Consider the following 22,543-nt stretch of genomic DNA (forward strand, 5'->3'; position numbering starts at 1 on the left):
GATCGAGCAAAGCTCCCCGCGGGCGAAGACGACGAAGAGCTGTTGAGCCGGTACGTCTGGTGTGACGAGTGTCGGATCTGGCGGCGCGTCATCGAGCAGGTGGATCCTGCCGATCTGGATGCTGAGGTCGGAGGATGACCGTCACCGATTTCACCGAGCGTTTGAGGAACGCTCGACGACGCGTGTCCGGGCAGGAGCCGCCGTCGAAGAGTTTGTCGCGTTGGCTCAACCTCGCCACGGTGGTCGTCGCTCTGGTGTTCGCACTGGTCATCGTCCATCTCGTCGCGGTCCTCAGAGACAGGACAGTGCCCGCGCTTGTGCTGGCCAGGGATGTCGGCGCGACTCAGCCGTTCATCGAAGCGGACCTGGTCACTGTCGACCTGGTCCCTGACCACGACGTCCGCTTCATCCGAGCGGCCGACCGAGCCGCTGTCATCGGTCGCGCGCCCGTCGTCGGCCTTCAGAAGGGGACGCTCCTCGCCGCGGCCAGCCTCATACCGGAGGGCGTGCCGGGAGCCGGGTTTCAGGTAGTCGGCCTGCGGGTCGAAGCCGGCCACCGGCCGAGCCAGCCTCTTTGGCCGCATGCGCGGGTCTGTGTGTCGTCCCTGCCGCAAGCTGTGCCGTGCGACTCGTTCCCGCCGGCGGGAAACGCGTTCGTCGCCAGGGTCGCCGGAGTCGGATCACCTGACTCTGACGGGACGGTCGTGGTCGACGTGATCGTCGATTCCGAACACATCGGTCCGGCTCTGGCCGCGGCAAGCGGGTCCGTGATCATCAGCCTCAGGGGAGCATGAAATGAAGTCAAAGCTCGTGATCGCCTTGCTCATCCTCATCGCGGCCAGCACGGCCGGGTGCAGTGAGAGGGGAAATACGCCCTCGACCGCGCCGGCCGTACCTCCGGTGCTCCCGACATCAAGCCAAGTGCCGACAGCTGAGGACGTGGCGAAGCAGAAAGCGCTCGAGGCTTACGAAGGCTACTGGCGCGTCAGCACCGCTGCGGAGAAGGCGCCTCAATCGAAGGACTGGCGCTCAGCGCTGGGCGAGTACCTCGTCGACCCTGAGCTGACGCGTCACCTCGCGGAAATCCAGAACCTGGCCTCCGTGCCGTCGCATATGGAGGGTGACTACCGGCGTTCCCCTGCGGTGACTGCGGTGTCGCTCGACGAGCGCGACCCGCGGATCAAGATCACCGACTGCCTGGATCGGACTGGACTCCATCTGGTCAGCGACAAGCCAGGCGAACAGGGGCGGGTTCTCGACAACCCGGACCAGCCGCGGCGGTACGAGTTCCGTGCCGAGGTCGTCCGGTACGCCAGCCTGCACGACCGGTGGCTTGTACAGGTCGTCGAAGCCGCCTTGGAGAAGCCATGCTGATGCAGACGATCGGCTCGGCTCTGCTGGTGACCGCGATGGTCAGCCCGGCGGCGGCGTGGGCAGCCCCGGCGCCAGGCCCAGGTGGTTGCCAATCCTCAGGGGTGCGCGGGACCTGCTGGGTCGGTGCGACGGATCCCGGTCGGCCAGGCCGCGAGGGAGGCCAGCCGGGGACAGAGCCAGCCAGCCCGGGAAAGCGCGCCGGACCTGCTCCGCAATGCGTTCCGATGGCGATTCCCCAGCCGGCGAGCGGCGACCCGATGTGGGCGGGAAAGGACGCGTCGAAGGGGCGGCTGGTCGTGATGATCTGTGGCGTCGGCGGGCCCGGCGGTGGGTATCCGGGCGACGCTCGTGTGGCTTACGTACCCAACGGAGCCGAGCCCCCCGCTGTCCCGCAGGTTTCGCCAGCCGAACTCGCTCGGCAGGCGATCGACCAGATGGGGCTCTCTGCGCCCGACATCAGGCTGGCGCCACCCGCCGACTCGCCGCATGGAGCCACGATCGGCTTTCCGGTGTGGATGTGGAGCGCACGAAGCGAGGCCACCACCGGCCCGGTCGCTCGGACGGCAACCGCCGGAAGCGTCAGCGTGACGGCTACCGCCAAGCTCGCTCGCATCACCTGGTCGATGGGCGACGGCGCGACGAAAGCTTGCGCTGGACCGGGCACGCCGTTCACCGAAGACAGAGCTGGCCTCGCGTCACCTGACTGCGGGCACATCTACCTGACGAAGGCCCCGTCCGGCGCCTTCTCCATCGCGGCGACCGGTCACTGGGAGATCAGCTGGTCCGGCGGCGGGATGTCCGATTCCGAGGCGATGGGCCTGACATCGAATGCCAGGTTGCCCGTCCGCGAAATCCGAACGCTGAACTCAGGGGAGGGCGGCCATGAACGACCCGGCTCAACTTGAGAAGCCACCGCGCGCGCCGGAGATCCGACCCCTGCGGCGGCGCCCCTCGAAGCTGCTGATCCTCGTGGGTCTCGTACTGGCTGCGCTGTGCGCGACCGGGACCGTGTTCATCTACCGGAACGTCGACACGACGATCGCCGCGGTCGGTGTCGCCGCCCCTGTCCGATACGGGCAGGTCGTCCTCGACAGTTCCGTGCGCGAGGTCCAAGTCCGGCCAGATCCTGGCCTCACACCAGTGCTGTGGAAGGACCGGTCGCAGCTCATCGGACGGAAGGCCACCACGAATCTCTGGCCGGGGAGCGTGCTGACCGCGCAGGCGGTCGGAGGAGAGCTCCCGCCCAGGCATGGTGAGCAACTTCTGGGCATCGCCGTGAGGCCGGCTCAGCTCCCGGCGACTCCCCTGGAGCCGTTGAAGCCGGTTCTCCTCGTTCCTTCGGGCCAGGGCGGCACAGTGGCCGAAACCTGGGAACCCGTGCAAGGGACGGTCATCCGCGTAGGGGAACGGGATCAGACCGGACTCCGTGTTGTCGACGTCGTCGTGGCCGAGCAACAGGGCCCGAAGCTCGCCACCAAGGGATCCGTGGGCACGGTCGCGATCGTTCTGCTGTCGGGGAGTTGAGCGAACATGCTGATCACTTTCACTTCTCTACGCGGAAGTCCGGGAACGTCGGCCGCGACGCTGGCCTTGACGTGGGCTTGGCCGCGCCACGCTGTCGCCGCGGAGTGCGATCCCTCCGGCGGCCAAGCGCTCGCGGTGTTCGACCCAAGCGGTTCACTCGGCCACCGAGGGATGTTCGAGGCGATGCTGGCCGCGCGGACGATACCGTTGCCGCAAGCGTTGTGGCAGCAGACGATCACGCTGCCGGACGGCACCGGACGACACTTTCTCCTGCCTGGGCCGCAAACGACTCGGACCGCGGAAAGCCTGCAATGGCAGCGACTCGCGCTGGCGTTCCGGACCTGGGAGTCGGTCGACGTCTTGGCGGATTGTGGTCGGCTCCGTTCCCGCGGCATGCCGCACGCTGTCCTGGGGAACGCTGATCTGACCGTTCTGGTCGTACGCAACGACCGGCATTCGCTCCGGGCTCTGTCGTCCTCTGTGGACTTGGTTCGCGAGGAGATCGGCCTGCTCGGTACAGCGGACGATGGCTTGGTGGTCGTTGTTGCGGCTACTCCCGCTGGGTTTCCACTCAAGGAGGTCGAGAGGCAGTTCGCGAAACTCGGTTTGCCGGTTGTCGGTGAGATGCCGTGGGATCCGTCCGCCGCTACGCAGTTCACGGACACGTTCAGGCCAGGCAAACGCTTCGAGACCTCGTCGTTGCTTGAAACGTCCCGGAAGCTCGGGTTCGAAATCGGCAAGCGAGCCTTCACTCGGTCGCGAAGGCTGCGAGGGCGGGCGATCCCTGAGCAGGCACCCGCCAGGCAAGAGAGGCCACGACGTGAACTCGTGCGGAGGCCGCCACCGCCCTCGATTCCGCGGCCTGCCGCATCTGCTGGCGAGGGGGACCGCCATGTTGGTTGAGCAGGATTTCGCGGGAGCGGATGAGCTTGTCGATCGGGTCCAACAGGTTCTCGCGAAGCAGGTCGAAGAAGAGATGACACGCCATGGGGAGCCGGAATCAGGAGGCTTCGAGCGTGCGCTCGCAGGAAAGCTGATCGACGATGTCCTCTCGGCTGCGATCAAGGAGTGGGCCGGCCGAGGCAGGCCGTTCCTGGATCCTGGCAAGGAGTGGTTCGTCAAGCAGGCCGTGATGGCGGAGATGTTCGGCCTGGGACGGCTGGAACCGTTGCTGGCGGACGAAGGCGTCGAGAACATCGACATCATCGGCAACGAACCGGTTTGGCTGTCCTATGCGGACGGCACGGTCATGCGTGCACCCCGGATCGCGCCGACCGATGAAGCCTTGCTTCGCTGGTTGCAGCGCCTGGCCACCCGTCACGGCCGGACCGAGCGCTCCATCAACAGCGCGTCACCGCTGCTGAACATGGAACTACCGGGCGGGGAGCGCCTGGCCGCCACCATCGAAGTCAGTGACCGCCCGCACGTCTCCATCCGACGGCACCGGTTGTCCAGGACCGGGCTGGCGGACCTCCGCAAGCGGGGGATGATCTCGACGGCGCAGCTCGCGCTCTTGCGCGCGGCGGTGCGAGCGGAGAAGAACATCGTCGTTTGTGGCAGGCAACGGGCGGGGAAGACGACGCTCCTGCGGGCCCTCTGCTGGGAGATCCCTCCAGATGAACGGTTCGCGACGCTGGAGACGGAGTTCGAACTCGGCCTGCACCGGCATCGTGATCGCTTTCCCGCCGTCGTCGCGTTCGAGGAACGGGTCGGCAATTCGGAGCGGTCCGGCAGCGCCGTCGCCGACCTGTCGCACTTGGTCTGGCAGTCGCTGCGCATGCACACCACGCGCACGATCGTGGGCGAGGTCCGGGGCCGCGAGATCATTCCGATGCTCGACGCGCTGTCGACGGGCGGATCGGGCTCCCTCTCCACGCTGCACGCGCGGAACGCGGGGGACGCCATCAACCGGATGGCCCGTCTCTGCCTTGAGGGGAACTCTGCGTGGACCCCCGAGCTGGCGCACGAAACCGTGGCGCACGCGATCGATCTCATCGTGCACGTCGAGCTCGTCGCCGACGGAAGCAGTCTCGATCGCTACGTTGCCGAGATCGTCTCCGTCGAGGCCGGTGAGTATGGGCGACCTGCGCGGACTTACCTCTTCCAACGTGCCGCAGGTCGTCGTTCAGTGCCCACCGGGAATCTGCCGACCGACATCGAGGACTACGAGCGCGCCGGATTCGACCGGAACTGGCTGACCTGTGGCAGCGATGGGGAGTGGGTCCATGCCTGAACTCGTCCTTGTCCTGCTCGGCGTCGGTCTCGTCGGCGGTCTGGCCCTCATCGTCGCCGGAGCGTTCGGTGTCGGCCGACGGCGAAAGCTTGTCTTCCAGCCGAAGGCACTTCGGCGGCATCGTGGCCTGCGGTGGCGAGGACCACTCGCACTGTCAGCCGGTGCTCTGGTCTGGCTCGTCTCCGGTTGGCCGATCGCCGGGGTGGCCATCGCGGTCTTCATCGTCTTCCTGCCGTGGCTCTTCTCAGCGGGAGCGATCGCCAAGCAGCGCATTGAGCGACTGGAAGCCCTGGAAACCTGGCTGCGACGTCTCAGCGACGTCATGGCCGCGGGCAACACGGGGCTCGTCAGCGCCATAGAGAGCTCCACCCGCGAAGCGCCTGCCTGCCTCGCCCGCGAGCTGACCACGCTGGCGCATCGTCTGCGGACCTGGGACGTGCAGGAAGCACTGCTCGAGTTCGCCGACGACCTCGACGACCAGATCGGAGATGCCGCGGTAGCAGGCCTCTGCGTCGCGCACCGTCAAGGCTCAGGGATCGCTGGTCTGCTGCGTGCGCTCGCCCGCCAGGTTGCCGAGGACATCGTCGCTCGCCGCACCGCGGAATCCGAACGGGCCCGAAGGAGGTCAACCGCCCGGGTTCTGCTGGGCATCTGGGCGGCGATGTTCTTGGGGATCGCTCTCCTTGGTAGCTCGATGTACACCTCGGCCTACGCCACTCCTGTCGGGCAAGTTGTCCTGGCTGTAGTGCTCGGGTTGGTTGGAGCCTCCGCGGTATGGCTGCGCCAGTTAGGCGTCGAACCGCCTGCCGCCCGATTCCTCGCCGCACGGACCCGGCGGCGGACATGAGCACGCTCGGCCAACTCATCCTGCTGGCGCTGGGAATCGCCGGCGGAACGACACTGATCGTCGCGGCATACGTGCCCGGACGTCTCCGGCTCAGCGATGTCCTGAACGGTCCGCCTACCGTCTCGGACAGTTCGTCGCTGAATCCAGTCTTACGAGCGGCGATCCGGCTCGCCGACCGCTGCGGAGCGAGGGCGCCGACCACAGATCTCGACCTTGTCGGCAAGACACGCGAATCCTTCATGCTGAACCGCATCGGCTACGCGTCCGCCGGAGCACTGGTGGTTCCGCTGACGAGCGCTGCACTCGCGGTCCTTGGCGCTGGGACACCGGTCTTTCTGACGGGAGCGATGTCGCTGTGCGCGACCGCATTCGGCTGGGCGCTTCCGAGGCTCCTGCTGCGCGCCAAGGCGCAGAAAGCACGAGCGGCGTTCCGAGGCGCCCTGGTCGCCTACGCGCACCTCGTCGCTCTCGGGCGGCTCGGCGACCGTGGCCCGGTCGAAGCGATGCGCTACCCGGCCTCGTTGGGCGAAGGCTGGGCGTTTCACCGGATCCGGCTGGCGATGAACGAAGCGTCCCTGCGCGGACGGATGCCGTGGGAAGGTCTCGAGCGCCTCGCCGATGAGCTGGGTGTCCGTGAACTCAGGGATCTCGGCCACATCATCACCAGCGCGAGCGAGGGCGGAGCGAGCATCGCGGACACCCTGCGCTCGAAAGCGGCATCGATCGCCCAGCAAGGCCTGGCGGATCAGAAGACCGGCTCGTCGATCCGTTCGGATCGGATGGACATGCCGATCGCCGTGATGGGCCTGGCGTTCATCGTCTTTCTCGCATTCCCCGGCATCTTCACGATGCTCGGCACCTGAAACAGAGGAGAAGTCCATGCTCAAAACAGTGGTGACCCGCCTGCAGCTCGCCGTACTCACCCTCGGATGCGTCTTGCAGAAGCGCGGAGCGCAGTTCGTGCGCGAGGGCGAGCGCGGCGACGAGAACATCACCAAAGCCATCTACGCCGTACTCGGTCTCGTGCTGGCCACCGCGATCGCCGGAGCGGTCACGGCCTTCGTGAACGGCAAGCTGCCACTGATCGGAGGGCAATGAACCTCCGGCGCCGCGCCGCCCAGATGACTGGCGAGCGCGGTGACGAAAACGTGTCGGCAATCCTCGGCCTCGGAGCACTTCTCCTGGTCACGTGGTTCGTCCTGCAAGTCGTTGTGCTCTTCCTGGGACGGAACGTGGCCTTGGAAGCGGCGCGGGATGGCGTCAACGCCGCGCGGCTGCCGCCCGTTGACGTGGCGGCCGCTGAGCAACACGCACAGAACTACGTCAACCGGGTGACCGGCAGCTGGCTGTCCAATGTGAACGCCGAAGCCACCAGCGACGGCCGGAACGTCACCGTCATCGTCACCGCCGAGGCCGCCTCACTCGTACCGTTCGCACAGTTCTCGGTGAGCCAACGTGCCTCCGGGCCGATCGAGCAGCTGACGCCATGAAGCGCGGGGAACGCGGCGATGTGAACGTCGAAGTCGTGATCGGCGTGTCGGCGCTGATCGTCCTCTTCGGACTCGCGCTCGTCGGAATGCGGGTCATCACCGCGGAATCCGCGGTGGACGAGGCAGCCCGCTCTGCCGCACGTGCGGCTTCCATCGCCCGTGACGGCCATGCCGCGGCGTCGGTAGCCGAGGTGCGTGCGCGAGCTGCCATCGCTCAGCAGGGCTTGAACTGCGAAAACTTTCACATCGCTGTCGATGCTCGAGACTTCGCCAAGCCGCTGGGCGAGACCGGCTACGTGATCGCCACCGTCAGCTGTGAGATCACCTTCGGCGATCTCATGATCCCAGGTTCGCGACTCGCCGCTTCCGAGTTCCGATCACCGATCGATCGCTACGGAGCCCGTCGATGATCCGCTTGCGCGGTGAACGCGGCTCCGTCTCGGTGTGGCTGGTCGGGCTGAGCATCGCCCTGATCATCGCCATCGGGTGGGCGGTCGACGGCAGCCGCAAAGCCCAAGCCCATTCGGAGGCGACGTCGGTCGCCGAAGAAGCCGCGCGCGCAGCCGGGCAGGCGCTCCGCGTGCAGGCTCTTGCCGCCGGCCAGGTCGCAGACGTCAATCCGCAGCAAGCCGTCGCTGAAGCGGAGCGCTACCTCGCGGCGACAGGCACTGCCGGAACCGTTGCTGTGCAGGGCAACCGGATCGTCGTCGACACCACAGTCACCAGAACCACCATCTTCCTCAGCGTCATCGGAGTAGCGGAGTTCTCCGTGCGCGGCCATGGCGCCGCCGATCTGGTTTCCGACGGATAGGAGAGCCACTATGAGAAGGCTCGCGCGAATCCTCCTCGGTGTCTCGGGTCTGGTTCTGCTCATCGTCGGGCCGCCGCTTCTCCTGTGGACGTTCAGGTCGGTGTTCCTGCCTGATCACGTGCCGGCATTCCCTGAAGTCGCCGGCTGGATCACCGAGCGGGACACCGGTCAGGTGTTCCTTCTCGTAGTGGCGGTCGCCGGGGTGATCGCCTGGCTGCAACTCGTCGTCGCTGTCGTGCTCGAATGCGTCGCGCTCGCGCGTGGAGTGGCCGCGCCGCGGCTGCCCGGATTCCGCTGGGCTCAACGACTTGTGGCTGGTGTGATCTTCGGGCTGATGGTCGGTACGACTGCCGCGGAGGCCTCGCAGCCTGCCGCCCCGGCTTCCACCGTCGCCGCTCCGCAGGTCTCCGAACAGAGAAGCCACCAGGCTGCGGAAGAAGCCGATCCTCCGGTCGCTGGCGGGTACACAGTCGTTTCCGGCGACTCGTTAATGAGCATCGCGGCCATGCAGCTCGGCGACGAGAGCCGCTACCAGGAGATCTTCGACCTGAACCAGGGCCGACGCCAGGCCGACGGAGAGTCTCTCCGAAGCGTCGACCTGATCAAGCCCGGTTGGCGTCTCGCGCTGCCTGCCGAACCACAGTGCGTCGAAGTCGTCGTCGGCGCAGGTGACACGCTGACTCAGATCGCTCAGAAACACCTCGGCTCGGCCGCCCGATACGTCGACATCTTCGAACTCAACCGAGGTCGGTCGCTGCCCGGAGGCCGGATCCTGCACGACCCGGATCTGATCCATCCCGGCGATGTCCTTCAACTTCCCGGTGCGGCAACGCCTGCGCATGGTGGGGGAGCAGCATCTGGAGGCTCGGCTTCTGCGCAGGTCGCTCCACCTGGCTGTGGGCCCGAGCCAGAGCCTGCGCCGCCAGCTGCCCGGCCCCCGGAACCGAAGTCGCCTTCGCCGGAGCGAGCGCCAGCACCGACCCCTGCTCCAGCGCCCGTCGAGGTCGCCCCCACCAGCGACGACAGCGTCGTACCCCTCGTCGCCGTCGGGCTCGGAGGGCTTCTCGCCGCCGGCATTCTGGCGACCTTCGCCCGGCGCAGGATGCTCGCTCAACGGCGTCGTCGTCCTGGGCAGCGAATCCGCCGTCCACCGCCCATGGATCTGGAGACCGCGCTCAGGAAGGCCGAGGAACCTGCCACCGCCGAGGCTCTTGACGTCGCGCTACGCAGTCTCGCCTATCGCGTCCGGGAAGAGGGCGCCTCGCTGCCTGCCGTCCGGTCCGCGGTGGTAGGCAGCCGCAGCCTGGTCCTGTACCCGCAGGAATGCACCGAATCCTTCGCCGCTTCGCTCGATGCCGATGGTCTGGCCAGCGTGCCGGCACCCTATCCAGCTCTTGTCACCGTCGGCCACGATCCTCGCCGTGACCTTGTCATGGTCAACCTCGCGGAGATTGGCACGATCACGCTCGATGGGACCGCAGAAGAAGCCGAGCCGGTCCTATTGGCCATGGCCTGGGAACTGGCAACGTCAGCCTGGTCCAAGTCTGTCCCCGTGACATTGGTCGGCTTCGGGCAGTCAACCGCTGCGCACAACCCCGATCGCTTCCGTCATTTCACTTCGGCGGACGAGTTCGCCGAGGTAGGCGCGACACCAGCGAGTGTGGTCCTGTCCGCCGAACCTTTCGACGTGGAGCAGCATGAGTGCCTCGCCGCTGTGGTCGCCGCGGGTGCATCGGTCTCGGATGGCTGGACGCTCGATGTTTCCACGAAGTCCACGTTGATCGACGACCTCGGCATCGAAGTCGACCTCCAGCGCTTGACCGTCGACCAGGCGGAAGAACTCATCGCGGCGCTCACTGCTGAGGCCAAGGCCGAACAGGTGCCTGCGGACGGCTATCCGGATGTTCCGTTCGAACCGTCGCCGGTAAAGGGACCCGACCTGAGACTTCTCGGACCGGTCGGGCTGCACAACGTCGACCCGATGAAGGTCGAAGGCAAGAAGATCAACCGGCTCACCGAACTCGCCGCGTTCCTGCTCCTCCACCCCGGCGCGACCGCCGATGAAATCTCCCGACAGCTCGGAACGGACACCCGTCCCTGGTCCCCGGCGACCCGACAGGGCTACATCTCTCGCCTGCGGACCTGGCTCGGCCACGACGAGAAAGGCGACCTTTACCTCCCGAACATCGAAGCCAACGGCGGTGGCTACCGTCTGTCGAACTCGATGAACAGCGATTGGCATCGGTTCCGGCAGCTCGCTGGCCCCGGTCCGAATCGTGACGCATCAGATCGGCGGGTTCGGCTCGAAGCCGCACTTGAACTCGTCACCGGTATGCCCTTCGGCAATATCGGGCCTGGCCGATATGCCTGGAACTCGTGGCACCAGCGAGAAATGATCGACGCCATCGTCGACGTCGCACACACCCTGGCCGACACCTGCCAACAGACCGGTGACCTACCTGCGGCGCGCCGCGCGATCCTCCGAGGCCTCCTTGCCGAACCCGTCAGCGAACTCCTCTATCGCGATCTTCTCCGCGTGGAGCACCGAGCGGGAAACCTCGCTGCGGTGAAAGCCACGGCCGACAAGTTGGCCGATCTCGCTGCCGCACTCGATGTCGAACTCGACGAGGAAACCGCCGGGCTCGTGGACACCCTGCTCAGCCCTAGTGAAGGCAGACTCACCAGCGATTTACCTTGCACTCACCCGAATACGTCGCGATAGGCATGGTCTCGTCTTCGTTCGGAGGCAAAAGAACCTTAGGAGAAAACATGTCTGTCCCGACAAAGATCCTTCTCGCTGGCTTCGCGTGTGTGGCGGCCCTCGGGCTCGGCCACGCCGAAGCGTCGGCGTCTCAGCAGAGAGAAGAGCTCTACCAGTGCATTATCCAAGACAACACACCACTCTGGTACAACGGAGTGATTCTCCGGTTCGCCAACAAAGGGCAGGGTCTGTACGACGTGTACGACTTCGGTGGCTTCCAACTCTTGGCAACGCTCTGGGGCGGTACCACCGCGTATTGGATCGACCGGTGGAACGTCGGCTGGTGCTAAGAGCGTGTCTCATGTGGTGAGTTTGCGGAGTTTCTTGTAGCAGGTGAGGCTGGCTCCGAGGATGAGGAAGGCGAGAAAGTGTTCGGCTTTGCGTTCGTAGCGCAGGGTCAGGCGCCGGTATCCGGTGAACCAGGCCATGGTTCGTTCGATCACCCAGCGGTGCTTGCCGAGCTTGTCTTTGGATTCGATGCCTTTGCGGGCGATGCGGACCTTGATGCCGCGGTCGCGGACCCAGCGGCGCAGGTCGGGCTGGTCGTAGGCCTTGTCGGCGTGCAGCTTGGCTGGTTTGCGGCGCCGCGGACCACGACGGGAGCGGATCGCCGGGATCGCCATCACCAGTGGCCTGAGTGCGTGGCTGTCGTGGGTGTTGGCGGCGGAGACCGCGACGGTGAGCGGCAGCCCGGCGCGGTCGGACAGGGCGTGGATCTTCGAGCCGGGCTTGCCGCGGTCGACCGGGCTGGGGCCGGTCAGAGATCCCCTTTTTTGGCGGCTCCGTCCACGATCGCACGGCTCCAGTCGATGAGGCCCTGGCTGCCGAGTTCGTCCAAGAGTGCGTGGTGCAAGCGCCGCCACAGACCGGCTTCGGTCCACTGACTGAAGCGGCGGTGCGCGGTCTGGAACGGCACCCCAAACGACGGTGGCAGATCCCGCCACGCGCATCCGCTGGTCAGCACGTACACGATCGCGGTGAACACCGCACGGGCGTCCACCGGGGCAGTGCCGCCGCCCTGCGGACGTGGCTCGAACGCCGGGATCAGCGGCTCCGTCATCTCCCACAGCTCGTCCGGCACCAACCGCAACGACAACCGATCAATCACAGCCAAGATCATCGCTCACCAACGACCGATCACCACGTAAGACACGCTCTTAACAGTCATGCGGTCAGCTTCCGGCACCGAGCCGGAAAACTTGGTGCCGGTGCTGAAACTCGCCGCGACCACCCCGGGCAGACCATGACAGGGAACTCGCCACAGAGTGCTGTGGCGCCGGAGCAGGACGACTCGTCGCTGTGGCTCGCGGGCAGCGCGCTGGCCGTCGCCGCGCTCGCTCTCAGGTTCGGCGCCGGCGCGTTCCTCCGCGCCCGTCGCACCACCAAGGAGGAATCATGATCGGCCGTCTGACGTCCGCGGTGCTCGCCGCGGCTGGCGTCGTCCTGCTGGGGACCGCTCCCGCTCACGCGACCACCAGGCTGGAGAGCAGTGATCCGGCAGAGGGAACGTCGCTGACGAAGCCTCCCGCTGCGGCGACTCTGACCTTCAGTGAGCCCAGTGGATCTTTCGTCGGCGGCGATCACCTGACCGGTCCGGACGTGACGCCGGTGTCGCTGGCCGCGCCCACGGCCGCCGAGCGAATGGTCGCCCAGCCGCTGCCCGCACTGCCCAACGGTTCCTTCGTGCTGAGCTACACGTTGCGGTCGATCGACGGGCATGAGGTCAAGGGCGCCGTGGAGTTCATCGTCGCTGCCCCGGTGCTGAGCACGACCACCACGCCGCGCCACCGTCCTCCACGGCACCACCGAGCTCGTCCGTGGCCGCGGCCACACCAACGCCGGAGCCAGAGGACTCATCGTCGTTCGGCTGGATTCTTGGCGGCGGCGCGGCGCTGCTGGCGGCCATCGGCGTGGCCGTTTGGCTGGTCCGGCGTCGAGCATGACCCGGCGGGATGGCACGGATTTCGTGTCACCCCGCCACTCCGTGAAGTCACAGGAGCCCCGATACGTAATTGGTGGTCTCGTTGAGGCGCGAAGCTCAGAACATTCTGCTTCTCCAGATCGGGGGAGCACTGATCAAGATCACTGTGGACGGTATTTATCTTCGCTATGTGAAGCCGGGCATGGCGCCCTGGCTGATCGGAGCCGGCGCCACGACCCTGGCCCTTGGCCGTCACCGCGATCATGCGAGATATCCGCGCGGCCCTTGCCACCGCCGGAGACGGGCACGAGTACCGCACCCGCAGCACCTGGCTGCTGCTCCTGCCTGTGCTGGCGGATCTTCCTGATCGTCCCACTGGCGCAGGGAAGCGGACTCGGCTGCCCACAACGGATCCCGCACCATCTCCGCGCCCGCCGCCGATGACACCGGAAAGACCTCGTTCGCGCCGTTACCACCCGGCGATCCGGTGCGGATGCGGTTCTCGGACCTGATCACGCGTGCGGGCTGGGACAGCGCCGGGACGCTGGACGGCAGGGTCGTCGAACTGACCGGTTTCATCGTCCACGACACGAAGGGCAGGCCGTACCTCACGAGAACCGTCATGGGGTGCTGCGCGGCGGACACGCTCCCGGTGCACGCGATGCTCACCGGTGACCGGTTGCCGTCCTGGCGCGACGACCAGTGGCTCGCCGTCACCGGCCCGGTGATCCCGTCCACCGCGACCAAAGCGAACCGATACATCCCGGCACTGAAGACCGGCGTCCGGCCGATTCCGGCACCGGCGGACAGCTACGAATATTGAGCCCGTCACGTCTTTCGTCGTAATCCTTTCGGCGTAGGTAAAAGGCACGTCTCTCCCATGACGCCACGCACTGGCCGCGCCAGGACGCCGTAGGCAGGATTCAGTTACCAGCTCATCGCAGACCGAGGGAGAATTCGATGCCTGCCACCACTGACACCGTCCGGTCGCTGCTCGCCGACTCCGGGATCGAACTCGCTCAAGCGAGGGCTGGCGAATTCGTGATCGACAGGTTCGACAACTTCTCCAACCAGGCCGCGGGCAGGGCTTTCGGCTGTTTCACCGGCGCGTGCTGCACCGCGCCGCCTCTCGCCGAAGCCTGCTGACTATCCACAGTGGACGCTTTGCGGGGGTGGGAATGGCCGGGCGGTCGTCGGCGAGTCGCGCAGTTCCGCCGCACCGTTGCCAAACGTGGCTTCCGGCCCAGGCCGGCGGCCGCTCCTGCATCACGGTGCGCGCGACCTCGGACCACGCTTCACCGGTCCATCACCTGAAACAACGTGAACAGGGAATCACCGAGATCACCGAAGTACTCCTGCGAGACACCGCCGAACGGTTTCGTCGCCATGACGGCAGACACGTAGGGCACCAAGACCAGCAGCGCCGCGATGGACACCTGCCCGGCAACGCGTTCAGCGGCGCGGGGACCACTTTTCGCATACTCGCCCCACGATCGAGATCAACCGCGGGGCGAGCAGGAAACCGCAGGGGTGGACCGCGTTGACGACGATCACGCCCGTGATCGCCTTCTGGGAACTACGGTGCTTCGACAATCTTGCGCAACCGTTCCGCACTCGACGAACTACCGCACGGGAGGAGGACAGCGGGCTACAGCTTTCAGCATCTTGGCGCTGTTCCGGCTGGCTGCCCAGCACGAGGAAATCCTCCGCTAAGTGCAGCAGCCAGCACCGAAAACCTCCACGATCTGGTCTCAGCCCGCGACCGGCGACCGCGGCGGGACGACGGCTACCGGGCAGGCCGCGTGGTAGATCAGGGCCTGGCCAGTCGATCCCAGGAGTAGTCCGCGGAACCCGCCACGTCCACGGGATCCGACCACGACCAGCTGGGCGCTCTTGGCGTGGTCGAGCAGAATGTGAGCTGGACGGTCGCGGGCCACGACCTGCTCGACCGGCACGTCCGGATACTGCGTTTGGTACTCGGCCAGCCACTGTGCCAGGAGCTTCGTTTCCTGTTGCTCGATCGCCCCCCAATCCGCTGCCAGGTCCCAGACTGTCGCGATGGGCAGGTCGCTCCAGGCGTGCACAGCCACCAGAGGCGCATCCCGGGAAGAGGCGGCCTCGAAGGCGAAGGGAACCGCCGCCTGGCTGGCGGGTGACCCATCCATGCCGACCACGACCGGACCGTCCTGGCGGGGTTCGGTCTGCGCGTCTGCTCCTCGTACGACCACGACCGGGCAATGCCCGTGCGTGGCGACCGCTGCGGCGATCGACCCGACCATCAGCCCGGTGAACCCGCCTAGCCCTCGTGAGCCGAGCGCCACCAGCTCGGCGGAGGCCGACCGGCCGATCAGCTGTTCGGCCGCCCCACCGATGCTCAGTTCGGTGCTCACCATTACGTCGGGTGCGGTCTCTTTGACCGCCGCGGTGGCCTCCGCCAGCCACTGGCGGCCCTGTTCCTCCAGCGCATGCCGGTAGGGGCCCAGTGCCATCGCGTGCGGCACCGCGACGGGAACCGGCGCGGATGCGTGCACGATCACCAGCGGCGCACTGCGTCGGGCCGCCTCACGGGCGGCCCAACGCGCCGCCTGCGCGGCCGAGGTCGACCCATCCACCCCTACCACAATCGGCCGATTCGTTCCGTTCACCATCAGAACCTCTCCTCACATCCGTAACGACCACCGGTGGCGCGATCACGGGGGTCGGCCGTCGCATCTCGGACGCCTCGCGCGGGGCCGCCCCGCTCATCCCGATCATGCAGATCCGCACCGGCTCGGAGTAAGGACCGAAGGTCTTCAACCCGGCGGGCCTTTCGGCTCCGGCGCCACTCGTGAGTACTGGATGTCCCGGGCGCCCCGGATGGATCGGATCGGTCATCGGTGCGATCATTGTCCTGGTCATCTACAACAAGGTGACAGGCCGCAAGAGTCGCCCCCGCGCCTGACCCCGGTAACCGGAGCTCTGAGCGTCTTCGTCACCTCCAATGACCGTGGCTTCATCAAGCGGGCCCGCGGCCAGGCAGCGCTGACTCGGCAGAAGTGGGTGCTGCAGATCCGGCCGTTCGCGGGTGACCGCTGTGGGAGATCTTCGTCCTGGTCGCCGTCACCCTCGGGCTGGCCCGGTTTGCCGTGCGGCTCGCCGACCAGCGTTACGCCGGGCTGGGGTCCCTCCGCGAGCGAGGTGGCCCCGGCGCGGGCGAGCGGGCTGCTGGGCGGGCCGTGCAGTGTGGTCTGGCGGCTCGGCCGGAGTGGACTGCTCTCGTGGACCATCGTGTACTTCGTGCTGGGCCTAGTGTTCGGCAGCCTGGCGAGTGCCGACACCGTTACGAGCGGGGTGGCGCCCGCGACAGTCGGCAGACCCGTCAGGAAACCATCTCCGTAGAAGCGCGAGCATGTGGGGCAGCGGAGATTTCGGCGCCCTCAAGACCCACGGCTCCATCGTGACGTGACTTCCGATGGGTAGTTGCCGCAGGGGAGCGCCCGGCTTGGGTGGATAGGGACTTTGGTCCTCGCGGTGCGGGTCAAGTGGCTAGGTGAGCGGGACCCTTGGGTCGGGCCCGCGGGACTTCATCCTCTGCGTTCTGACACCTGTGCTGGCCGAGACTGGAACAAGACTTGGTCAGCACGCCGGCTGGAGATCGCCATCGTGCGGAATCAGCCAGACGGAGAAGAGGAGCGGGAATGCCGGTCGCCACCGAAAGATCCATCGTCGTCGGGATCGACGGGTCACAGTCCGCGAAGGCGGCCGCGATGTGGGCGGGGCGCGAGGCGTCGAGGCGTGGCTTGTCGTTGCGGCTCGTGCACGTGTTCACGATGCCGGTCGTGACGATGCCGGGTGTCATCCCGGCGTCCGAAGGGATCCGCGAGAGTTTTGAGAGCCGAGGCCTGGAATGGGTCTCCGAGGTCCGGGAAGCAGTGCTCGCCCAGTACCCGGAGCTTGTCATAGAGTCCGCGGTGCGCCAATGGAGTCCGGTGGCAGCCCTGATCCAGGAGTCGGTGCGGGCGTCGATGGTCGTGCTGGGTTCGCGGGGGCTGGGCGGTTTCACCGGCATGCTCGTGGGTTCCATCGCGGTGGCGCTGGCCCACCACGGGCACTGCCCGATCGTCGTGGCCCGCGGACCGCAAGCTGAGGGTGGGGGGCCGGTTGTCGTCGGTACCGACGGTTCGTCGGCCAGCGACGCGGCTCTCGCGTTCGCGTTCGACGAGGCGAGGTTGCATGACACCGGGCTGACCGTTGTCCGGACCTGGTCGGAACTACTCGATCACGGGGCACTCCGTCCGCATTTCCTTGACGTCGACCCCGTCGAGATCGAGGGCGCTGAACGGCTGGCGGTCGAGGAGCAGGTGGCTCCTTGGCGGGACAAGTACCCGGACGTTCCGGTGGAGGTCGTCGTGCGGAAGGGGCGCCCGGTGCGCATCCTGCTCGAGTCGGCGGAGGGTGCGCGGCTTCTCGTCGTCGGCAGCCGGGGGCGCGGAGGATTCGAGGGGATGCTCCTCGGATCGACCAGCCAGGCACTCATCGCCCATTCCGAGTGTCCCGTCGCTGTCGTCCGGCCCGCGGTGCCGGGCGGAGACCACATCATCACGGAACTGTGAGCCAGGAGAAGACATGCGGGCACGAGACTTGATGACGAGACCGGTCGTCACCGTCACCACGGAGACGACCGCCAAACAGGCTGCGGAGATACTGGCCGAGCACGGTTTCACCGCGTTGCCGGTCGTGGACGAGTACGACTGCCTGATCGGCATCGTGACCGAGACGGACCTGATTCGCGACCGGTTCCCCCAGGACATTCGGTCCGCTGGGCATCCCGAAAAGCGTGCGGAGCCGGGTGCCACCGTGGCGGCGGTGATGACGTCACCCGCCATCGGGATGAGCGCCGGGTCGGATCTCGCCGAGGTCAGCAGGGCCCTGCTCGACGGGAAGATCCGGACGATGCCCCTGGTGGACGGTTCAAAAGTGGTGGGCATCCTCACTCGCGGCGACTTCGTGCGCGCCTTCGCCCGTGACGACAGCGCGATCGCCGCCGACGTCCGGCACCACCTCGCCATCTACGGCGGCCCCAGCCGCTGGACCGTCGAGGTCCACGACGGCGAGTGCCGGATCAGCGACCAGTACGGAAACGACACCGACCATCACGTGGCGAAGGTCATCGCCGAGGCGATTCCCGGTGTCGTGGAAGCAAAAGTGACCTACCAGGAGGCTGACCGATGAGCACCGCGGACCACAAGATCATCGTAGGGGTGGACGGCGCCGAGCCTGGACTGGCCGCCGTCCGGTGGGCGGCCGCCTCTGCCGCCGAACGCGGCTTGGGGTTGCTGATCGTGCACGCCCTCCATACCGAGCGGATTAGCTATGGCGGTGGGCTCACCGGAGCGGGCCCGTGGTTCGACGTACTCGCGGCGGACGGGCAGCGGGTGCTCGACGAGGCCGTCGCCGAGGCCGAATCGGTCGCACCCGGCGTCCCCGTGGACACCTCGATGCCTCCGAATTCGCCGATCCCGTTCTTGCTCGACGCGTCGAAATCGGCGGCCATGGTGGTCGTCGGCAGCTCGGGCAAGGGCTTCTTCGCCGAGATGGCCATCGGATCGACGGCGTCCGCCGTCATCGCTCATGCTCACAGCCCGGTGATGGTGCTTCGGGGCAGGAAGGGCACGACGGACTATCCCGCCAGCGGCCCGGTGGTCGTCGGGATCGACGGTAGCCCGCTGAGCGAACGGGCCCTGGAGATCGCGTTCGATGAGGCGTCACGACGCAGCGCGCACCTCGTGGCGGTGCACGCCTGGACCGACGTCACTTATGACGACGCCTTCGGGATGACGCGGCTGGCCACGCAGTGGGAGTCCCTTGAGGACGACGAACGCCGTCTGCTCGCGGAACAACTGGCGGGCTGGCAGGAGAAGTACCCGGACGTCACCGTGGAACGCGTGGTTGTCCGCGACCGGCCACGGCAGACGTTGCTGGAGTGGAGCGCCAAGGCACAGCTGGTGGTCGTGGGCAGCCGGGGCCGTGGTGGGTTCACCGGACTGCTGCTCGGCTCGACCAGCCAGGCGCTCGCCCATCACGCCGAATGCCCGGTGATGGTCGTCCGGCCGAGGAACGCGCGGTGACCGCTCTCGGCGCACGACCGGTGCCCGCGGTGCTGGCCCCGGCCGAACTGTCCCAAGTGGACGCCCAGTGGCGCGCGGCGAATTATCTGGCCGCCTGTCAGATCTACCTCATGGACAACCCTCTCCTGACCACGCCGCTGACACCGGAGCAGGTGAAACCGCGGCTGCTTGGCCACTGGGGAACCTCGCCCGGCCTGAACTTCCTGTACGCACACCTGAATCGCGCGATCGTGCACCGTGACCTGCAGGCCTTGTTCGTCACCGGTCCCGGCCATGGCGGTCCGGCGCTGTATGCGCACACCTGGCTCGAAGGTTCCTATTCGGAGATGTGGCCGGAGGTGTCCTACGACGAGGCGGGGCTGCGCCGGCTGGTCCGGCAGTTCTCCTTTCCCGGCGGCGTTCCCAGTCACGTCGCGCCACACGTGCCGGGTTCGATCCACGAGGGCGGCGAGCTCGGGTACTCCCTCGCGCACGCTCATGGCGCGGCGTTCGACAATCCGCATCTCGTGGTCGCGTGCGTGATCGGTGACGGGGAGGCGGAAACCGGGCCGTTGGCCGCGAGCTGGCACTCCGGGCGATTCCTCAACCCTGTCCGCGACGGCGCGGTCCTGCCGATCCTGCATCTGAACGGCTACAAGATCGCCAACCCGACCGTGCTGTCCCGCATCACGGGCACCGAACTCGACGAACTGTTGCGCGGCTACGGGTACGCGCCGAGGTACGTCGAAGGACACGAGCCCGCGCTCATGCACCAGGCCATGGCTGCGGCGCTGGACGACGCGCTCGACGAGATCGACGGCATCCAGGTACGGGCACGGGCCTCGGGGCACGCACCGGAACGTCCGCGCTGGCCGATGATCGTCCTGCGCAGCCCGAAGGGCTGGACCGGTCCCTCCTTTGTGGACGGGAAACCGGTCGAAGGTACTTGGCGCGCCCATCAGGTGCCCATCCCCGCGGCGCGGGAGAATCCGGAACACCTGCGCATGCTGGAGGAGTGGCTTCGGTCCTACCGTCCGGAACAGCTCTTCGACGACGAGGGCCGCCCGACCGCCGATGTCACCGCGCTCATTCCCTGCGGCGACCGCCGGATGGGCTCAACCCCGCATGCCAACGGCGGCCTGGTGATCCGGCCGCTCAACCTACCGGACGTGTCGGCGCACGCGATTCCGCTCACCCGGCCTGGCGGTGCGGTCGCGGAACCGACGCGCGTGCTCGGACGGTGGTTGCGCGATGTCTTCTCGCTGAACCGTCGGGCGGCGAACTTCCGGCTGTTCGGCCCGGATGAGACCGCGTCCAACCGTCTCGACGCGGTTTTCGAGGAGACCGGCAAGACCTGGCTGTGCGAGACGGAACCCGTCGACGAGAACCTCGCCGCCGACGGCCGCGTCATGGAAGTGCTCTCGGAGCACCTGTGCCAGGGGTGGCTGGAAGGGTATCTGCTGTCCGGGCGGCACGGGCTGTTCTCTTGCTACGAGGCGTTCGTGCACATCGTCGACTCGATGCTCAACCAGCACGTCAAATGGCTCAAGGTGCACCGTGAGATCCCGTGGCGGCGGCCGGTCGCGTCCTTGACCTATCTGCTGACCTCGCATGTGTGGCGGCAGGATCACAACGGGTTCTCCCACCAGGACCCCGGTTTTGTCGACCACGTGGCGAACAAGAGCCCCGAAGTGGTGCGCGTTTACTTCCCGCCGGACGCGAACACCCTGCTGCGGGTCGCGGAACACTGCCTTCGCAGCCGCGACTCCGTCAACGTGATCGTGGCAGGGAAGAACGACAGCCCGGTCTGGCTCGACGACGAACAGGCAGCCCTGCACTGCGCGAGGGGCGCCGGGATCTGGGACTGGGCCAGTACCCACCCGGACCGGGAACCGGACATCGTCCTCGCCTGTGCCGGCGACGCCCCGACACTCGAGGTTCTCGCGGCGGTCAAGATGCTGCGCGAGTACCTCCCGCAGGTCGCGGTGCGGGTGGTCAACGTGGTCGACCTGATGCGCTTGCAGCCCGCGATCGAACATCCGCACGGGATGAGCGACCGCGAGTTCGATTCGCTGTTCACCACGGACCGTCCCGTCGTCTTCGCCTACCACGGCTACCCGTGGCTGATCCACCGCCTTGCCTACCGGCGCACCAACCACTCCAACCTGCACGTGCGCGGCTACATCGAGCACGGCGCCACGACGACACCGTTCGACATGCTGGTCCGCAATCAGATGGACCGTTTCCAGCTGGTGATCGACGTGATCGACCGGGTGCCGGGTCCGCTGGCCGGCGCGGGTCCGGTGCGGCAGCGCATGACCGACGCCCAGGAACGCCACCGCCGCTGGATCACCGAGCACGGGCAAGACCTTCCCGAGATCCGCGACTGGGTGTGGGAGGACCGATGAGAGTCCTGACGTTGAATCCCGGCTCGTCGAGCCTGAAGGCTTCCCTGGTGCACGAAGGAAATCCGGTCGGCTGGGCCGCGTGGTCCCTGCCGGAAGCCGGAGACGACGCCACAGTGGTGGCTCAGGCGCTCGACCGATGGTCCACAGTGGACGCCGTGGTCGTGCGCTTCGTCCACGGTGGTGGGCTGACCGGACCGGAACGGCTCGACGACGCGACGCTCGGCGCCCTCGAACAGCTCGTCCCGCTGGCCCCGCTGCACCAGCCCCGGGCGCTCGGCCTCGCACGGGCGGTCTTGCGGCTACGGCCCTCGCTCCCGGTGGTCGCGGCGTTCGACACCGCTTTCCACGCCGGACTTCCGGCCGCGGCGGCGCAGTACCCACTGCCGCGGGACTGGACCCGACAAGGACATCTGCGCCGATACGGATTCCACGGCCTGTCGTGCCGGCACGCCGCCCGCCGTGCCGCAGAACTCCTCAGCGTCACCGCACCTCGGCTGGTGTGCTGCCATATCGGCGCCGGAGTGTCGGTGACCGCGATCCGCGACGGGCGCAGCGTCGACACGAGCATGGGCTTCACCCCGCTGGAAGGGCCCGCGATGGCCACGAGATCCGGATCGGTGGACCCGGGCCTGCTGCTGCACATCATGCGGACGGCACCGATGTCGGTCGAGGAGATGGAGGACACGCTCTACCACCGCTCCGGCTTGGCCGGGATGAGCGGAACCGACGGCGATCTGCGTTCGGTACTCGCACTGGCCGATACCGGGGATCCGGACGCCACCGCCGCTCTGGAGGTCTACCTGCATCGCATCCGCCGGGAGATCGGCGCGATGGCCGTCGCGCTCGACCGGCTGGACGCGATCGTCTTCACCGGCGGGGTCACCGCTCACCAACCTGAACTGCTCGCGCGGCTGGCCGCACCCCTCGGTGTCCTCGGGATCGCGGTCGACCCCGCCCGATGCCTCGCCGAGGGTGACCGGGTGGTCAGCCCGGACGGCGCGCCAGTCACGGCCTTCGTCTTGGACACGGGGGAGGACGTCGAACTCGCGCGGGACGCCGAGGACGTTTTGACCGCCGTCCGGATCTGA

Annotated in this window: 25 protein-coding genes and 1 pseudogene; 23 read left to right on the forward strand and 3 right to left on the reverse strand. The window is 67.2% G+C overall.

What is annotated here, in order from left to right:
• Positions 1–134: 134 nt before the first annotated feature.
• The 14 genes from ACLJO0_RS31780 (at position 135) to ACLJO0_RS31845 (ending at position 11,330) form a co-directional block, all read left to right on the forward strand.
• Positions 135–794, forward strand: a complete 660-nt coding sequence (locus ACLJO0_RS31780) for a hypothetical protein (protein ID WP_410582525.1) — start codon at positions 135–137, stop codon at positions 792–794.
• A gap of 145 nt (positions 795–939) precedes the next feature.
• Positions 940–1,374: a hypothetical protein gene (locus ACLJO0_RS31785; RefSeq protein WP_410582526.1), complete on the forward strand. Its 435-nt coding sequence runs from the start codon at positions 940–942 to the stop codon at positions 1,372–1,374.
• Positions 1,375–1,598: 224 nt separating this feature from the next.
• Complete coding sequence (locus tag ACLJO0_RS31790) at positions 1,599–2,279, forward strand: hypothetical protein (RefSeq protein WP_410582528.1); 681 nt, start codon at positions 1,599–1,601, stop codon at positions 2,277–2,279.
• On the forward strand, positions 2,257–2,898 hold the full coding sequence (locus tag ACLJO0_RS31795) for a flagellar biosynthesis protein FlgA (RefSeq protein WP_410582529.1): 642 nt from the start codon (positions 2,257–2,259) through the stop codon (positions 2,896–2,898). Before ACLJO0_RS31790 ends, ACLJO0_RS31795 begins: the two co-directional genes overlap by 23 nt.
• Positions 2,899–2,904: 6 nt before the next feature.
• Complete coding sequence (locus ACLJO0_RS31800; protein ID WP_410582531.1) at positions 2,905–3,801, forward strand: hypothetical protein; 897 nt, start codon at positions 2,905–2,907, stop codon at positions 3,799–3,801.
• A gap of 73 nt (positions 3,802–3,874) precedes the next feature.
• Positions 3,875–5,131 carry a CpaF family protein gene (locus ACLJO0_RS31805; RefSeq protein ID WP_410582533.1) on the forward strand — a complete coding sequence of 419 codons (1,257 nt, stop codon included), beginning with the start codon at positions 3,875–3,877 and terminating at the stop codon, positions 5,129–5,131.
• Positions 5,124–5,978 carry a type II secretion system F family protein gene (locus tag ACLJO0_RS31810; RefSeq protein ID WP_410582534.1) on the forward strand — a complete coding sequence of 285 codons (855 nt, stop codon included), beginning with the start codon at positions 5,124–5,126 and terminating at the stop codon, positions 5,976–5,978. Before ACLJO0_RS31805 ends, ACLJO0_RS31810 begins: the two co-directional genes overlap by 8 nt.
• Entirely contained in the window at positions 5,975–6,841 is an 867-nt protein-coding gene (locus tag ACLJO0_RS31815) for a type II secretion system protein (RefSeq protein WP_410582535.1), read from the forward strand. The genes ACLJO0_RS31810 and ACLJO0_RS31815 overlap by 4 nt, the downstream gene beginning before the upstream one ends.
• 16 nt (positions 6,842–6,857) lie before the next feature.
• Positions 6,858–7,076: a hypothetical protein gene (locus ACLJO0_RS31820; RefSeq protein ID WP_410582537.1), complete on the forward strand. Its 219-nt coding sequence runs from the start codon at positions 6,858–6,860 to the stop codon at positions 7,074–7,076.
• Entirely contained in the window at positions 7,073–7,468 is a 396-nt protein-coding gene (locus ACLJO0_RS31825; RefSeq protein WP_410582538.1) for a hypothetical protein, read from the forward strand. Before ACLJO0_RS31820 ends, ACLJO0_RS31825 begins: the two co-directional genes overlap by 4 nt.
• Positions 7,465–7,878, forward strand: coding sequence for a hypothetical protein (locus ACLJO0_RS31830; protein WP_410582539.1), 414 nt, complete (start codon positions 7,465–7,467; stop codon positions 7,876–7,878). The genes ACLJO0_RS31825 and ACLJO0_RS31830 overlap by 4 nt, the downstream gene beginning before the upstream one ends.
• On the forward strand, positions 7,875–8,279 hold the full coding sequence (locus ACLJO0_RS31835) for a pilus assembly protein TadG-related protein (protein WP_410582541.1): 405 nt from the start codon (positions 7,875–7,877) through the stop codon (positions 8,277–8,279). Before ACLJO0_RS31830 ends, ACLJO0_RS31835 begins: the two co-directional genes overlap by 4 nt.
• A 10-nt stretch (positions 8,280–8,289) precedes the next feature.
• Positions 8,290–11,001 (forward strand): LysM peptidoglycan-binding domain-containing protein, encoded by a 2,712-nt coding sequence (locus ACLJO0_RS31840; protein ID WP_410582543.1) that lies wholly within the window; start codon positions 8,290–8,292, stop codon positions 10,999–11,001.
• A gap of 47 nt (positions 11,002–11,048) precedes the next feature.
• The gene (locus ACLJO0_RS31845; RefSeq protein WP_410582544.1) at positions 11,049–11,330 is read left to right on the forward strand and encodes a hypothetical protein; all 282 of its coding nucleotides are present in this window, start codon (positions 11,049–11,051) and stop codon (positions 11,328–11,330) included.
• A gap of 9 nt (positions 11,331–11,339) precedes the next feature.
• Here the strand turns inward: ACLJO0_RS31845 and ACLJO0_RS31850 are convergent.
• A pseudogene (locus tag ACLJO0_RS31850) lies at positions 11,340–12,160 on the reverse strand (IS5 family transposase).
• A gap of 150 nt (positions 12,161–12,310) precedes the next feature.
• On the opposite strand from ACLJO0_RS31850, the gene ACLJO0_RS31855 reads away from it, so the two are divergent.
• From ACLJO0_RS31855 to ACLJO0_RS31870, 4 genes are all read left to right on the forward strand, one after another.
• Entirely contained in the window at positions 12,311–12,439 is a 129-nt protein-coding gene (locus ACLJO0_RS31855; protein WP_410582546.1) for a hypothetical protein, read from the forward strand.
• Positions 12,436–13,068, forward strand: coding sequence for a copper resistance protein CopC (locus ACLJO0_RS31860; RefSeq protein ID WP_410582547.1), 633 nt, complete (start codon positions 12,436–12,438; stop codon positions 13,066–13,068). Before ACLJO0_RS31855 ends, ACLJO0_RS31860 begins: the two co-directional genes overlap by 4 nt.
• Positions 13,069–13,454: 386 nt before the next feature.
• A complete protein-coding gene (locus ACLJO0_RS31865) occupies positions 13,455–13,784 on the forward strand; it encodes a hypothetical protein (RefSeq protein WP_410582548.1) in 330 nt (109 codons plus the stop codon).
• Between the two features lie 137 nt (positions 13,785–13,921).
• Positions 13,922–14,107: a hypothetical protein gene (locus ACLJO0_RS31870; RefSeq protein WP_410582550.1), complete on the forward strand. Its 186-nt coding sequence runs from the start codon at positions 13,922–13,924 to the stop codon at positions 14,105–14,107.
• A gap of 149 nt (positions 14,108–14,256) precedes the next feature.
• Here ACLJO0_RS31870 and ACLJO0_RS31875 read toward each other — a convergent pair whose 3' ends face one another.
• Positions 14,257–14,397, reverse strand: coding sequence for a hypothetical protein (locus ACLJO0_RS31875; protein ID WP_410582551.1), 141 nt, complete (start codon positions 14,395–14,397; stop codon positions 14,257–14,259).
• A gap of 315 nt (positions 14,398–14,712) precedes the next feature.
• A complete protein-coding gene (locus ACLJO0_RS31880) occupies positions 14,713–15,609 on the reverse strand; it encodes a universal stress protein (RefSeq protein WP_410582552.1) in 897 nt (298 codons plus the stop codon).
• A 1,029-nt stretch (positions 15,610–16,638) separates the two neighbouring features.
• Between ACLJO0_RS31880 and ACLJO0_RS31885 the strand changes: the two genes are divergently transcribed.
• Genes ACLJO0_RS31885 through ACLJO0_RS31905 form a run of 5 tightly spaced genes read left to right on the forward strand, consistent with a single transcriptional unit; the run spans position 16,639 to position 22,543 of the window.
• Complete coding sequence (locus ACLJO0_RS31885; RefSeq protein WP_410582553.1) at positions 16,639–17,553, forward strand: universal stress protein; 915 nt, start codon at positions 16,639–16,641, stop codon at positions 17,551–17,553.
• A 13-nt stretch (positions 17,554–17,566) separates the two neighbouring features.
• Complete coding sequence (locus ACLJO0_RS31890) at positions 17,567–18,172, forward strand: HPP family protein (RefSeq protein ID WP_410582555.1); 606 nt, start codon at positions 17,567–17,569, stop codon at positions 18,170–18,172.
• On the forward strand, positions 18,169–19,068 hold the full coding sequence (locus ACLJO0_RS31895) for a universal stress protein (RefSeq protein WP_410582557.1): 900 nt from the start codon (positions 18,169–18,171) through the stop codon (positions 19,066–19,068). The genes ACLJO0_RS31890 and ACLJO0_RS31895 overlap by 4 nt, the downstream gene beginning before the upstream one ends.
• Positions 19,065–21,455: a phosphoketolase gene (locus tag ACLJO0_RS31900; protein ID WP_410582558.1), complete on the forward strand. Its 2,391-nt coding sequence runs from the start codon at positions 19,065–19,067 to the stop codon at positions 21,453–21,455. The genes ACLJO0_RS31895 and ACLJO0_RS31900 overlap by 4 nt, the downstream gene beginning before the upstream one ends.
• Positions 21,452–22,543, forward strand: coding sequence for an acetate/propionate family kinase (locus ACLJO0_RS31905; protein ID WP_410582560.1), 1,092 nt, complete (start codon positions 21,452–21,454; stop codon positions 22,541–22,543). Before ACLJO0_RS31900 ends, ACLJO0_RS31905 begins: the two co-directional genes overlap by 4 nt.

Origin of the sequence: Amycolatopsis sp. lyj-108 (genome assembly GCF_046549005.1) — a bacterium.
GTDB lineage: Bacteria > Actinomycetota > Actinomycetes > Mycobacteriales > Pseudonocardiaceae > Amycolatopsis.